Origin of the sequence: Corynebacterium ulcerans (assembly GCF_000767685.1) — a bacterium.
GTDB lineage: Bacteria > Actinomycetota > Actinomycetes > Mycobacteriales > Mycobacteriaceae > Corynebacterium > Corynebacterium ulcerans.
This window is the reverse complement of record NZ_CP009622.1, coordinates 2,000,208-2,013,876: the sequence shown is the minus strand read 5'-3', so window position 1 is coordinate 2,013,876 and position 13,669 is coordinate 2,000,208. Positions and strand designations below refer to the sequence as shown.

Here is a 13,669-nt window from a genome sequence, read left to right as displayed (position 1 = left end):
ACCTCATGCGGTAGGTTGGTGCCTATGGTTTCCCGTCAGAAGCAGCGAACGAGTTTGGCGTCCTTGGCGCAGGAGTTAGGTGTTTCCCGGACCACGGTGTCCAATGCTTACAACCATCCGGAGCAGCTATCCACGCAATTGCGTGAACAAATTCTGGCTACTGCAGAGCGCCTGGGCTATCCGGGCCCGGACCCAACGGCAAGGTCTTTGCGCACCCGCCGCGTGGGTTCTGTGGGAGTACTGTTCACTGATCACTTGAGCTATGCCTTTGAAGACTTAGCTTCCGTAGATTTTTTGGCGGGAATGGCCGAGGCCTCGGCTGGTTCCCAGACCTCGATGACGCTGGTTCCGGTAGGGCCGCACTCTTTGGACCCGGTTGCCGCACGGCAGTTGGTGAACTCCGCTGTGGTGGACGGATTTGTGGTGTACTCGGTGGCACAAGGTGACCCGTTCTTAGAAGCCGTGCACACCCGCGGTCTCCCCACAGTGGTGTGCGACCAGCCAGCCGATGACACTCGCATGTCCTTTGTTGGGATAGACGACCATGCTGCGATTGCTCCGGCCGCGCAAGCCCTTATCGACGCTGGACATCGCCGCATCGGGATATTGTGCATTCGCCTGGATTCGGTTCCTAACAATGGGCCGGTGACGGCGGAAAGACTCAGCTCGGCGCGGCATCATGTGCAAAGGGCACGTGTTCAGGGGGCATTAGAAGTCTTCGACGCTGCGGGGATTCCACAAGGTGCAGTCCCGATCGTGGAACGACACATCAACGATCCCGCCAACAACATCGACGCAGCGCGCGAGCTGCTTACAGAACACCCAGACCTCACCGCGGTGCTGTGCACCACGGATACGATGGCTTTTGGCGTTATCGAATATGCCAAGCGCGTAGGGCTGGTTGTGCCTGAGGACATGTCAGTGACCGGCTTTGACGGCATCGCACCGGCGCTGAATAGTGAGCTAACAACAGTCCTGCAGCCTAATAAGATCAAAGGCGAGTGCGCTGGACGGATGCTGTATCGCCTCATTGAACAAGACACGACCGGGACAGAGCGCGAGATTCTCACGACCAGCCTGCATCCAGGTAAGACTGTGGTGGCTCCTAGAGATTAGGCGCGGAGGTCTGCAAGCTGTGTGAGCAGGTCTGCGACACCTTTGAGGTCTTCCACACGATGCGTAGCTGCGGTTTCTCCGGGGCCGACTTTCACCCCGAGGTCTTCGGGGCCTAGGACTCGGAAAGCGTCTTCATCCGTGGTGTCGTCGCCGAGGAAGATGGTGGCGTCGGCATGCGTGCGCTGGTGAGCAAGCCATGTCCCCTTATTGGTATCGATCACGCCGGCTTCAGCGATCCACTTGCCCTCTTTGAGCGTTACCCCAGGTATATCCAGGGAGAGGGCCTCATCAAGGAGGCGACGAGCGAGATCATGATCGGCTACTCGGATAACATGCAGCACACGGTGGAACGGCTTGTATTCCACAAAGGCCCCCTCAACACGCTGCGCGATGGCCTCGTAGGCGGCCGTGACGGATAGCAGGGCAGTGTGTTGTTCCTCAGTGAGCTGTGGGGCGCCGGTGGAGGACTCCGCCCCATGAGATCCGATGAGCGCTATGGGGTCTGTGAGCCCACTGACGTGCCGGAGCTCCTCAAGGCCGCGGCCAGAGAGAACAGCTACGTCCGTGTGAGGGAGCGCAGCTAGACGACGCAGTGCGTCCAACGATCGGTGCTCGATGGGGACAGCTTGAGCATCAGTGCTAAAACCGGCAAGGGTGCCGTCGAAATCAGAGACGATAAGCAGACGCGGTACACAAGCGAGACGAGATAACTCGGGGGTCATTTTTCCACCTTATTGCTTTACTACAAGCCGTATCGCTGGCGAATCGATTGCGTTTCCGTTGCGCAGAAGCGTTATCACACCGGCGCCGTCGTGCCGCACGGTAAAGGAAGCATCAACAATGATGTCGACGAGAGAATCATGAATATACCGCGTGCGCCCTTCGCAAGTTGCATCGTCGATAGGCTGGAATTTTACGGCCTTTACAGTAAGCCGATCAGCATCCTGAGGTGCGACGTTCTGCTTTTCCTGTGCGCTAAAGGAAATCTTGCCCTGGAATGGGGCGCAACCGGTGAAGCCGGTCATGGAAGAACCGCCGAAGCTCATCACCGCAGCCCCTGCTATGGCATCGGGAACCTCATGAGGAAACTCCGGTGTGGTGTAGACGTCGGTCACTTGCCATTGTGAGCCTGCGACCTGCTGTTTCTTCTCCCCACACCCGGCCAAGCCGAGAGCGAGCAGGCATAATGCTGCGGTGACCTTGACTTTCACTCTTCCACTCCGTTTTCATGAAGCCGGTGGAGATCCTCAAGGAACGACGCAGCCCAGAGGTTCACGTCATGGTCCACAACCTGGCGGTGCAGAGCCATCATCCGCTCTTTGGCAGCATCTGGCGTGAATTTTAACGAGGTAACCGCCGCAACGACCTGCTTCTTAATGGACTCCATGTCAAAGGGATTGCACAGGAAAGCCTGTTCAAGCTCATAGGCAGCACCTGCGAACTCGCTGAGCACCAAGGCTCCCGTTCCATCACCATGGCACGCCACGTACTCCTTGGCCACCAGGTTCATCCCATCTTTAAAGGGGGTGACCAGCATAATATCGGCTGCAGCATAGAGCGAGGCAAGCTCGGTCTTGGTTAAAGAGCGGTGGTGATAATGGACTACTGAATGCCCGATGGAACCAAAGCGGCCATTGATACGGCCCACGGCCTCCTCAACTTCTGAGCGAGTCTGCTTATAGTGCTCGATGCGTTCGCGAGAAGGGGTAGCTACCTGCACCAGGACTGTATCATCAGCATCTAAAGCGCCGCTTTCCAGTAGCTCTTCAAAGGCCAGCAGCCGCTGGAGGATTCCCTTGGTGTAATCAAGCCTATCGACGCCCAAGATAATGGTTTTGGGGTCTCCAAACTCGGCGCGGGTGGCCTCGGCGTCTGTTTCCATATCCGTCAGCTGAGTGACATCGATAGAAATGGGATAGGCTGCCACGCCCACGTCTCTGCCATCGCTTGCCCTCAGTGAGGCTTCCACCGAGCGCACAGCAGCGGTTCCCTGAACCACTAAAGTGTCTGGCTGGCCAGTATGAGAGCCCGTAGTTCCGGTTACTTGCCGTGCTAACTCCAGGAAGTTGTTTGCGCTAGCTGGCAAGTGGAAGCCGATGAGGTCTGCTCCCAGAAGCCCGCGTACCACTTCCTCCCGCCACGGGAGTTGCCGGAAGAGATCCGGGCTGGGGAACGGGATGTGAAGGAAGAATCCAATAGTTAAATCTGGGCGTGTTTGCCGCAAAATACCAGGCACCAGCTGTAACTGATAATCCTGTACCCACACTATGGCGTCTTTTGCAGCCACCTCTGCCACCGCGTTAGCAAACTTGAGGTTTACTTCCCGGTAAGCCGACCACCAGTCTCGGTTATAGATGGGGTGGACAATGAGGTCGTGATAAAGCGGCCACAAGGTGGCATTAGAAAAGCCCTCGTAGAAGCCCTCAAAGTCATAATCGGTGAGGGCTACAGGGTGAAGAAGAATGCCGTCTTCAGTCTTAAAAGGCTCGGGCGCATGCCCGTCCGTGGTGCCAGGCCACCCCACCCAGCAACCGCTGTGCTGGGACAAAATAGGGCTGAGTGCTGTGACAAGTCCGCCGGGGCTAGCTACCCATTGGGAGGTACCATCAGGATTAACGGTTAAATCAACAGGTAGGCGATTAGCTACTACGACAAAGTCGTTGTCGCCGAACTCATCACTCACAGTTAGCCTCAGGCTTTCTTAGCGGTTTTCTTCGTCGTCTTCTTGGTGGCTTTCTTAGTAGCCTTTTTAGTTGTCTTTTTCGCGGCCTTCTTGGTGGTTTTCTTGGCAGCTTTTTTGGTGGTCTTCTTAGCGCGAGTCTTCTTTGGAGCGTTAGCTTCCTCGTGCTCGGCGGCAACCTTGCGATAAGACAAGCCCTCTGGCTCTACACCCAGCATGCACATCAAGGTCACGCCATCAAAGAAATCTTTGGCGTAACCAGCTACGATGCGGCGTGCGGCAGCGGCTGTCTCTGCTTCGACAGCGTGGAGAGACTCGGCCGAATTAGTACGGGTGTCAGTGACCTTGGGTGGCAAGGATCCTCCTCAGAATAGTGAAGACGACGGAAGCGCGGCTCATGAAAAGCAGTGCAAAACCAACATTCTACTCTATAAACCGCGACGTCGCTTGGTCGCCGTGTACTTAGGCGTGTGGCCTTTCGACATGCGCCTACGCAGCGCCAGTTTTTCCTGCTCTTCCTGCTCTGCGCGCTTCTCCGCAGCGGCCTGAGCTTGGCGGAAGGAATAACGGCGCGTGCGTCGAAAAGCTTTATAGGGATTGAAGCGCTGCGGTCGACGTACTCGGCGTGCAACCCATTCACCCAACACCACTCCGGCTGCCAAACCGCAACAAATCGAAAGCGCCAGAGCTACGTTGGTAAATCCCAACAAAACCTGCTCATTGAGGGCTGCGTACATGCCTCGATAGATGGAAAGGCCCGGGAGCATGGGCGTGATGCCCGCAATGGCAGTGATAAGCGGCGGGATCAAAAACCTGCGGGCAAGCAAACCGCCGGCGAGGCCGATGAACGTTGCGGCAATAGCAATAGACACCACGGGGCCGATTCCCAAAGGAATAAGCACGTAATAGAAGACAAAGGAACCTGCTGCCGCGGTAAGCCCAGAAACTGTAACAGCAGAGAACTCGGCAAAACATCCCACAGCAAAGGCTGCCGAAGCAATAGCACCGGCAATTACCTTAGAAACGGAAGGTTTAGCAGCCAACGAGACTGCAGCCTCTAGCGGCGGAAGCGTAATGCCCATTAACTGCGCAACCTGAATCCCCGCGCCTACGCCTGCCACAATCGCGCCAGTGAGCAGCAGGGTCTCAAAGAATCGGGCACTGGCGGTGACCGGAGCACCTGTAATGCCATCCTGCAACGACTGGACCATTGCAAGATTGGACATCATGACAACAATTCCCGCTGCGACAATATGGCTTGGCGATACGTGCATCCCATAATGGCTGGCCACCGAATAAGCGACAGCCGCGGGAACCGTAGCCATAAAACCGCCAAAGATATATTGGAAGAATAATGGCAAAGAATTGCGATCAAGCCACACGCTTCCGCCCATGATGACTAGCGACACGACGAAAGAGATCGCCGCGACCAAAAAAGTGCCACCAAGCAGCATCGACACAGCAGCGCCCAGGAAACCCCAGCCGAAAACCGCGGTACGAAAACGGTACTTAGCACGCGTCTGCGATAACTCGTTGAGGATTTTCTCCGCCACATCCGGTGGCGTAGCACCTGCCTGAATCGAACGAATCAAGCGGTCCACCTCAGTTAACTTGGAAAAATCCGTAGTGAGAGAGCGGACGACGCGAAACACACTGACAGGAGTCTTTTTTGTAGTGCCGATCGTAGTGAACACCGTGATCGTGTTCAGCGTGATGTCAACGTGGCAGAAGAGCAAACCATAAGCTGCGGTCACCGCGTGAACCTGCGCACGTGTATCGCGATTGGACGTGCCCGCAGAGAGCAGAATGTCCCCGATTCGAGCAGCGAGATCCATGACCGCGGCAACCTGGGCTGGGTCAGTGAGGTCAATTGGGGCAAGGGGGGAAGGCGGTGGCGCAGCTTTGACCGTATCGATCGTGGCCAGACGGCCGGAACTGCTATTCCAGCTCCGAAGCTTATCCAGCAAACTCACCGCGAGCCCCCTGATCCTTGGGTTGTCTTTGCATCCTACAGTTTAGGAGGTTACTCAAACATTAGCTTTCACGTGGGGGAGGGGTATAGCTCATGCTCACAGCCCTGCTTGGCTGAAAGCCCACTCGTGTTGTACGATTCATCATCGTGCGAAAGGGTGCTCACTAATCTCAGTGAGTCAGTCTTAAGCGTGTGCTGGAGTGGCGCAATTGGTAGCGCAACGGTCTTGTAAACCGTAGGTTGTGGGTTCAAGTCCCATCTCCAGCTCAAAATAAAAACTCCCCCTGTAGTTGGACTGAGAAGACAGATGCCAACTAAGGGGGAGTTTTGGCATATGGGTGGGGTGCAGGTTCAGGCCGCAGGGCTATCTATATTCGTCGAAATATCCGATGTACATTTTTCCTCTTGAATGCACGAAAGCTCGTGTTTTCACACGAGCCTCGGAAGTGGAGCACCGCAGTGCGTCCATACCCCAAGTATGCCATGGGGGTGGAGATAGGTGGGTTTACTTGGGGGGTAGGGTGTGCAAAACCTGGGAAAATTATGTCCATTTCTTAAAAATTGGTATTTTTGTTGATATAGCCATCATGTTCGTAGACGGCGTCAAAGTATGCCTTTTTAAGCTATCGATACCGTGGGTGAACTTGTAATTTCCGGGATAGACTGACGTTCTTTCTTTTCTATATTTAGTGCAACTGGTCTGAACTCGGATGTGGGCTAAATCGAAGAATTTTTAATTAGATTGGAAAAGAATGAACTTAGAGGTTCCTTTATCCGCGTCCTCCCCTCTGCGGAAATCTTTGTTCCGTATCCCTGCATTCAAAGCTCTAGTCACGACTGTGATTGTGGTTTTGGTTGCTGCATTATGCGCGGTGATACCGAAGTCTGTAGCCCAAGAAGCAGTACGGGAAGAATGTGCCGCGAAGTATACAGATCTTAAATGGAGAGACGGCAGCCCAGGCGTTAGCAATAATGTGTATGACCAAAAGTCAGGCCGGGCAGAGGTGGAGTTTAACTGGTCTGTTAATGAAGACGCGAAGAACGGAGACCAATTTAAGGTTGAATTACCGCAAGAATTAATGACTGTTGCTACAGGTTTTCTTCCGTTGAAAGATGAAAACGGAAAAACTGTAGCTACTGCCGTTATATCGGGAGGGCAAAAAGAAGTAGTCTTCACGCTAACGGATTATGTACAAACGAATTTCCAGGTTAAGGGATCAGCCTTTTTTACCGTGGAATGGGATCACAAACATAGCGGACTGTCTGTAAACGGTTTTGGGAGTAGGGAGAATCCGGGAACTCTTACTTTTGGGGGATGTGGTGACAGTAATTTGCAGGGAGTTTATCTGCCTGATGGTCCACCTGGGGTGACACATAGAAATGGTAAAACTGGTGTTCAATACGATGCTCCTATTCAATTAGATGGTAAGATTCTTTATCCTTTCGCGTGGACGATTTTTGTAGGAAGTGATACCGGAAAGAAAGATTTCACAGTAACGGATACACCTCCTGAAGGGCATAAAATTGCGTGCTCTGGCAATTTTGATTTCGGTCGACCGCCAGTACATCTGGATGCAGTTCGTAGTGCTGCTGTGGACCCAACACCGCATTATATAGTCGATGGTTATGGTCGCGTCGAAGGCGGAATTCATAATATGACAGACCTGACTACGCCGATTCCACATGGCTATGGCTATGAGATTAATTGTACTCCAGAGAAACTTACTGTTCGTTTTCCCTATGGGGTAGATCCAAGCACTGGTCCACGTATTACGTTGATTACTTATACAGAGAAAAAACCTGCTCCGGGAAGTGCTGTAATAAATCATGCGAATATAAACGGAAATGATGTTGACGGAACAGTCTTTATTCCTTCTGCTGGAGGTTGGGCTGAAGGTAAAAAAGGTGGATTTGCAGTTCAAAAACAGGTAGATGGGGTGAAAAATGATCCTTTGAAGGAATTTACTTTTGATTGGTCGTGCTCGCCTTTAGAAAATCTTGAAGAAATCTCAAAGAGTGGAACTCAAAAAATTAAAGGTGGTGAAAATTTCCACGTCAGTGACCTTGACAAAGGATTAATTTGTAAGGTTTCTGAAAAAGATGCTGACATTGAAGGGTTCGAGAGGGAAACCACTTGGACTATCAGCGGAAATAAAGTCGAAGACGGAAAAGTCGAGTTCCCGGTTCGTGAGAAAACAGAAGATGCTGTTGTTGTCGAGGCAGTAAATACTTACACCAAGAAAACCGAGCCTAAGAACGGCAGCTTTAAGATCGTAAAAACTGTCAAGGGGCTGCCTGAGACGGAGAATCTTCCTACTTATTTATTTGATTACAGTTGTAAGAAAGATGATGCTGAAGTAAAAGCGGGCGTAGCTTCTATTAAGGGAGCTGGAGAAACACAGGTTGATGGTGTTCCCGTGGGTGCATCTTGTCTTGTAACTGAACAAGAAAATTCTGCCAAAGTGCCTGGCTATTCTGTTGAAATTCCGGAGAAACAAGAAGTACTTATTGTTGAGGAGAAGGCAGAAGTAGTAGAAGTAACTAACAGTTATAAGAAGGAATTTGGCAAGTTCTCGGTTCTTAAGAAGGTCGTAGCAAACGGAGTTAACGTACCTGAGGACAAAGCCTTTGCCGTGGATTACACCTGTACCAAGAACGGTTCAGAAGAGATCAAGGGGGCACTATCAATCAAGAATGGTATCTCTATAGAATCTCCAGAAATCCCGGTTGGTTATTCCTGCAAAGTTGCTGAGCGTGAGTACTCCGCCCAAATCGATGATGCAACCGTTGACATTGATAATGGGCAGCCAGTAGGCGTTATCGCAGATAAGACCGCACAGATTACTGTGACCAACACGTATCACACCGCGGTCGGTGGGTTTAAGATCGTAAAGACCATTGATGGACTTCCTACCGCGCAGGAAAAGAAGAACTATAAGTTCAACTACACCTGTACCAAGGACGGTAAAGAAATCGCTTCAGGTGTGAAAGAGATTTCTGGTGCTGGCGAAGCCACTGTGGAGAAGCTGCCGGAAGGTGCATCTTGTGCTGTCACCGAGGATCAGGAAAGCGCTCAGGTTAAGGGCTACTCGTTGGTCGTTGAAACTGGTGCTCCAGTTCTTATTACTGCAGGTACTACCGGGACCGTGACTGTGAACAACACGTACTCTAAGAAAGTTGGATCTTTCAGTATCACTAAGAAATTGGTAGATCCTGATGGTGTTGCTACCGGTAAGAAATTCACTTTTGATTACAAGTGCGTGAACGAAGAACTCGGTGAAGTCAAAGAAGGTGTTCTTGGCCCAATCGGTGCGGGTGAAGAAGCCAAGGCTGAAAATATTCCGGCTGGTTCTATCTGTACAGTCACAGAGAAAAATGCTGAGGTTGGCAAGGCAGATCTAAAGGTTTCTGGGCTTGACTCCATCACAATTGTTGACAACAAAGAAGAAAAAGTTGTTGCAACCAACGAGTACTCCGCGTGGCGCGCTTCTTTGAAACTGAACAAGAAAATTCTAGGGCCACAGGTAGATGCTCTGCTGAATAAGACTTTCGATGTGGATTATGTATGCACCTTGGGTACATATTCCAAGAAGGGTACGGTGACGATTTCTGCTAAGAAGCCTGCAGAAATCACGGATGTGCGTTCTGGCGCTACATGTAAGTTCACAGAGAAGACTGATACTGCCAAAGTTGAAGGATTTGAGTTTAATCTTTCAGCTTCTACCACTGCTACTGAAGTAGTTGTTGGAGATAAGGGAAGTACCAGCGAATCTACACTCGTCAATGCTTATGACGGTCTTGGTCGTATCTCCTTGACTAAGAAAGTGAGTGGTTTGGGATCAGTGCTTTCCGGTTCGTCTCAGAATCCTCGTGAGTTTGATGTTGAGGTTTCTTGGACAGATGAAAAGGGAGTGAAGCAGACCCGTGAGGTAAAAATCAGCGAAGGAAAGATCACTAATCTAGATCCGCTTCCGGTTGGAACTGAACTCCTACTGAAGGAGATCATGCCCAAAAATACTGCGTTTACTACCTGGTCTACTCCAGGCTTTAGCACCACTAATCCAGGTGTTGAGCTAAAAGACCATGGTGATGGGACGGCAACGTTGCTGGTTTCTGTCCAGACGGTCAAAGAAGCCGCATTGATTGAAGTTCATAACACTGCAAATATTCCGTGGTGGTGGATCTTGGTACCTACTTTGCCGCTCTTTATCCCGCCGTTGCTACCATCGGGTTCCTCGTCTAGCTCTATGCCAGTCACGCCGGCTACATCGGCTCCGCAGCCGGCGCCCAAGAATGTGCCTGCTCCAAAGGATGCTGACAAGAAACCGAAGAAGCTGCTGGCTAAGACGGGCGCTGAGATTGGTGTCGTTGCCATACTAGGTATGCTTGCCATATTTGCTGGGCTGATATTAGTGATCCGTCGTCGCAATAGCTAAGCGTAGAGTACGGATCTAAAGATTAAAGAAAAGGCGTGGACCCGTTGAAGGATCCACGCCTTTTTCATGCCCTAATTGCCTGCCGCGATTTGCTTGTAGATCTTTTTACGGCGGTTGCGTACGAGCTTGCGGGTGAAGCGTCGATAGTGATCAAGACTCGGGGGCCTGCGGAAACGACGCGCAATCCACTCGCCAAAGACCACCCCAGAAGAAAGTGCTGTGGCGATGGCTATGGCATAAGAGAGGTTGGAGAAGCCGACCAAGATTTGATCATGGAGTAGCCCGTAGAGGCCTCGATAAATTGCAGATCCCGGGAGTAGCGGGGTGATGCCAGCGATGGAGATGATGAGAGGAGGGATCAGGTAGCGACGTCCCAAGAAGCCGCCTATGAGCCCGATGAGGACGGACGTGAGCGCAGAGCCGGTAATGTCTCCAACGCCATGGGGGATGAGGACAAAATAAAACAAGCTTGAACCGCAGGCCGCGGTGAGTGCGGAGATGAAGACAGAGGGCCAATCTGCGTAGCAAGCGCGAGCGAAGCCGGACGTGGCAAAAATACTGCCCAAAACGCGGACCGTATTGGAAGCGAAGTTGGGGACTGGGACGGTTTCTACCGGGGGCAGTGAGAAACCTAGTGACCCCGCAAGGGATACGCCTATGGCGATGCCAGCGACGATGCCGGCGGTGATGATGAGGGCGTCGAAAAGCCGTGCCGTGCCTGTGATCGGCGCAGAGGTAACTCCGTTTTGAATCGCCTGCACCAGCGTCAGTCCCGCGACCATCACGATGATTGACGTGGCAATCACCATGCTGGGGCGTATGGAGAGTCCTAAGTACTGCCCCCAGTCATATGTGATAGCGGCTAGGAAGGCGACAAAAATACCGCCTGCAGTGTTCTGGAAGAAGATGGGTAAGCCGTGCTTGCCTAGCCAGGCGCTCATCCAGATGATGACGGCCCCGGCGATAGTGGAAATGAGCGCGACGGGAATATTTCCTCCCAGGAGGAACGCCACGGCACCACTCATTACGGCAAAAGATGCGACGACTCCGGGCAGCCCGATGGGGTCGGGTGCGCGATGTATAGCGTCGAGGCGGGTCTCTGCGTCCAGGGGGGAGGCGTGGCCTGAGTGGATGTCGCGGATCAAGCGATCCACTTGCATGAGTTTACGAAAGTTCTGAGGGGCGGGGGCCACTACGCGAACAACCGTTACCGGATTACGTCGGTCTTCAGAAACATTGGCAAAGAGTCGGATGCGGTTGGAGGTGAGATCGACGTGAACAAACCACAGTCCGAATGATTCTGTAACGGCTTTAACCTGGTCGCTGGCATCGGAATTGGTTGATCCTGCGGAGATAAGTATTTCTCCGATACGCGCGGCGATTTCCAGTACACCGGTGACTTGCCCGCGGTCGCTGAGGTCGACAGGTGCGAGGGGTGCGAGTGGGGGTGCGGCTGCGACGTCGATGGTAGCGGTGCCCGTTGATGCTGCTTGCCTACGTCGCAAGATGCGGAAGATGGGGGCGTCGAAAAGCTTCAGCATGATGAGACACAGAATACCGCAGCGAACAGAACTACAGCGTTTAGTTATTTATGTCACAATTAGGGGTGGGTGTGTGATTTCAGTCGAACTATGGCGGCGATGAATAACAGAGAAGCACAATCGGAACCATCATCAACTTTATGGAGGGCGATCATGGCGCAGTCTTTTGCAGAACAAATTGTGGAGACCCTGGAAGCCCAAGGCGTAAAACGCATCTTTGGGTTGGTTGGCGATAGCCTCAATCCCATTGTCAACGCCGTGCGAAAATCCAGTATCGAATGGGTGCACGTCCGTAATGAAGAAGCTGCGGCGTTTGCCGCCGGCGCAGAATCGCTGATCACCGGCGAACTTGCCGTGTGCGCAGCCTCCTGTGGCCCCGGAAACACCCACCTTGTGCAGGGGCTTTACGACTCCCACCGCAACGGTGCAAAAGTCCTAGCCATTGCCTCGCACATTCCCTCTATGCAAATAGGCTCCCACTTCTTCCAAGAAACCCACCCCGAAGCCTTGTTTGCGGAGTGCTCTGGCTACTGCGAGATGGCCAACTCCGCGACCCAAGGGCAAGCGATTGTGCATCATGCAATCCAGTCCACCATGGCGGGAAAGGGCGTATCGGTCCTGGTGATCCCGGGCGACGTCACCATGCAGCGCGCGGAGGATGATACTTTTGCCAGCTCGGTGATCGCGAAGGGAAAGCCGATTCTCTATCCAGATCCTGCGGAGGCAGCTGACCTGGTCCAGGCGATCAATGAGGCCTCCACTGTTACGCTTTTCTGCGGTTCGGGTGCTCGTTATGCTCGCGAACAAGTGCTTGCGCTAGCCCAAAAAATCAAAGCCCCCGTCGGGCATGCGCTCGGTGGAAAAATGTATATCCAACATGACAATCCCTATGACGTGGGAATGTCGGGATTGCTCGGATATGGTGCTTGCCACGACGCCTCCCATGAGGCCGATCTCCTCATCTTGCTCGGCACTGATTTCCCCTATACCGAGTTCCTCCCCAAAAAGAATGTGGCGCAAGTGGACATTGATGCCTCCCACATTGGTAAGCGCACCCGAATTACCCATCCCGTCGTGGGCGATGTAGCTGCAACAATCGAGAATATTTTGCCGCACATAGAGGAAAAGACTGATCGCAGTTTCCTTGATCGGATGCTGGACCTGCATCACCGAAAGCTCACCGATGTTATTGAGGCATATACCTCCAACGTGGAAAAGCACACGCCTATTCACCCCGAGTACATTGCCAACATTATCGATGAGATAGCCGATGATGATGCTATTTTCGCCATCGACACCGGCATGTGCAACGTGTGGGCCGCCCGCTACGTAACCCCCAACGGCAAGCGCGAGATGCTGGGTTCCTTCCGCCACGGAACCATGGCCAATGCTTTACCCCATGCAATTGGCGCGCAATCCAGTGATAGAGACCGGCAGGTTGTATGCTTCTCCGGCGACGGCGGTCTCAGCATGCTCATGGGGGAGCTGCTCACGGTGAAACTTCATCAATTACCCATCAAGATCGTTGTTTTTAACAACTCTTCCTTGGGGATGGTCAAGCTTGAGATGCTCGTGGAGGGGATACCTGAGTATGAAACTGACCATGAACACGTTGATTTTGCGGCGATTGCGGCTGCCGTAGGGTTGCGCCACATCGCGATCACCGACCCAAAGACCGCAAGAGAACAGCTAGAGGCAGCTTTTTCTTACCCTGGGCCTGTGCTTATCGACGTCACCACCGACCCCAACGCCCTCTCCATCCCACCAAATATCACCATGGAGATGCTCATGGGCTTCTCTAAGGCGGCAACGCGCACGGTCTTCGGCGGAGGAGTGGGCCACATGGTGGACATGGCGCGGTCTAACCTGCGGAATATCCCGCGCCCCTGAATACATGGGCCGGGGAGCCTGCATTTCCATAGAC

At 52.8% G+C, this 13,669-nt stretch carries 9 protein-coding genes and 1 tRNA gene; 4 read left to right on the top strand and 6 right to left on the bottom strand.

What is annotated here, in order from left to right; translation table 11 throughout:
• Positions 1–24: 24 nt before the first annotated feature.
• Positions 25–1,116 carry a LacI family DNA-binding transcriptional regulator gene (locus tag CULFRC11_RS09105; RefSeq protein WP_023636299.1) on the top strand — a complete coding sequence of 364 codons (1,092 nt, stop codon included), beginning with the start codon at positions 25–27 and terminating at the stop codon, positions 1,114–1,116.
• On the opposite strand, the gene otsB is transcribed toward CULFRC11_RS09105, so the two are convergent.
• The 5 genes from otsB to thrE (CULFRC11_RS09080) form a co-directional block, all read right to left on the bottom strand.
• Complete coding sequence (gene otsB, locus CULFRC11_RS09100) at positions 1,113–1,838, bottom strand: trehalose-phosphatase (RefSeq protein WP_023636298.1); 726 nt, start codon at positions 1,836–1,838, stop codon at positions 1,113–1,115. The genes CULFRC11_RS09105 and otsB overlap by 4 nt on opposite strands.
• A gap of 9 nt (positions 1,839–1,847) precedes the next feature.
• Positions 1,848–2,327: a hypothetical protein gene (locus CULFRC11_RS09095; RefSeq protein ID WP_023636297.1), complete on the bottom strand. Its 480-nt coding sequence runs from the start codon at positions 2,325–2,327 to the stop codon at positions 1,848–1,850.
• Positions 2,324–3,799 (bottom strand): alpha,alpha-trehalose-phosphate synthase (UDP-forming), encoded by a 1,476-nt coding sequence (locus tag CULFRC11_RS09090; RefSeq protein WP_023636296.1) that lies wholly within the window; start codon positions 3,797–3,799, stop codon positions 2,324–2,326. The genes CULFRC11_RS09095 and CULFRC11_RS09090 overlap by 4 nt, the downstream gene beginning before the upstream one ends.
• Positions 3,800–3,807: 8 nt before the next feature.
• Positions 3,808–4,152, bottom strand: a complete 345-nt coding sequence (locus CULFRC11_RS09085; RefSeq protein ID WP_023636295.1) for a hypothetical protein — start codon at positions 4,150–4,152, stop codon at positions 3,808–3,810.
• Positions 4,153–4,224: 72 nt separating this feature from the next.
• Positions 4,225–5,769 (bottom strand): threonine/serine exporter ThrE, encoded by a 1,545-nt coding sequence (gene thrE, locus CULFRC11_RS09080; RefSeq protein ID WP_023636294.1) that lies wholly within the window; start codon positions 5,767–5,769, stop codon positions 4,225–4,227.
• Positions 5,770–5,962: 193 nt separating this feature from the next.
• Here thrE (CULFRC11_RS09080) and CULFRC11_RS09075 point away from each other — a divergent pair.
• A tRNA-Thr gene (locus tag CULFRC11_RS09075) sits at positions 5,963–6,035 on the top strand.
• A gap of 485 nt (positions 6,036–6,520) precedes the next feature.
• On the top strand, positions 6,521–10,204 hold the full coding sequence (locus CULFRC11_RS09070) for a DUF5979 domain-containing protein (RefSeq protein WP_023636234.1): 3,684 nt from the start codon (positions 6,521–6,523) through the stop codon (positions 10,202–10,204).
• 71 nt (positions 10,205–10,275) lie between these two features.
• On the opposite strand, the gene thrE (CULFRC11_RS09065) is transcribed toward CULFRC11_RS09070, so the two are convergent.
• Positions 10,276–11,745, bottom strand: a complete 1,470-nt coding sequence (thrE, locus tag CULFRC11_RS09065) for a threonine/serine exporter ThrE (RefSeq protein ID WP_023636233.1) — start codon at positions 11,743–11,745, stop codon at positions 10,276–10,278.
• A gap of 153 nt (positions 11,746–11,898) precedes the next feature.
• On the opposite strand from thrE (CULFRC11_RS09065), the gene CULFRC11_RS09060 reads away from it, so the two are divergent.
• A complete protein-coding gene (locus CULFRC11_RS09060) occupies positions 11,899–13,635 on the top strand; it encodes a pyruvate dehydrogenase (RefSeq protein WP_023636232.1) in 1,737 nt (578 codons plus the stop codon).
• Positions 13,636–13,669 lie beyond the last annotated feature (34 nt).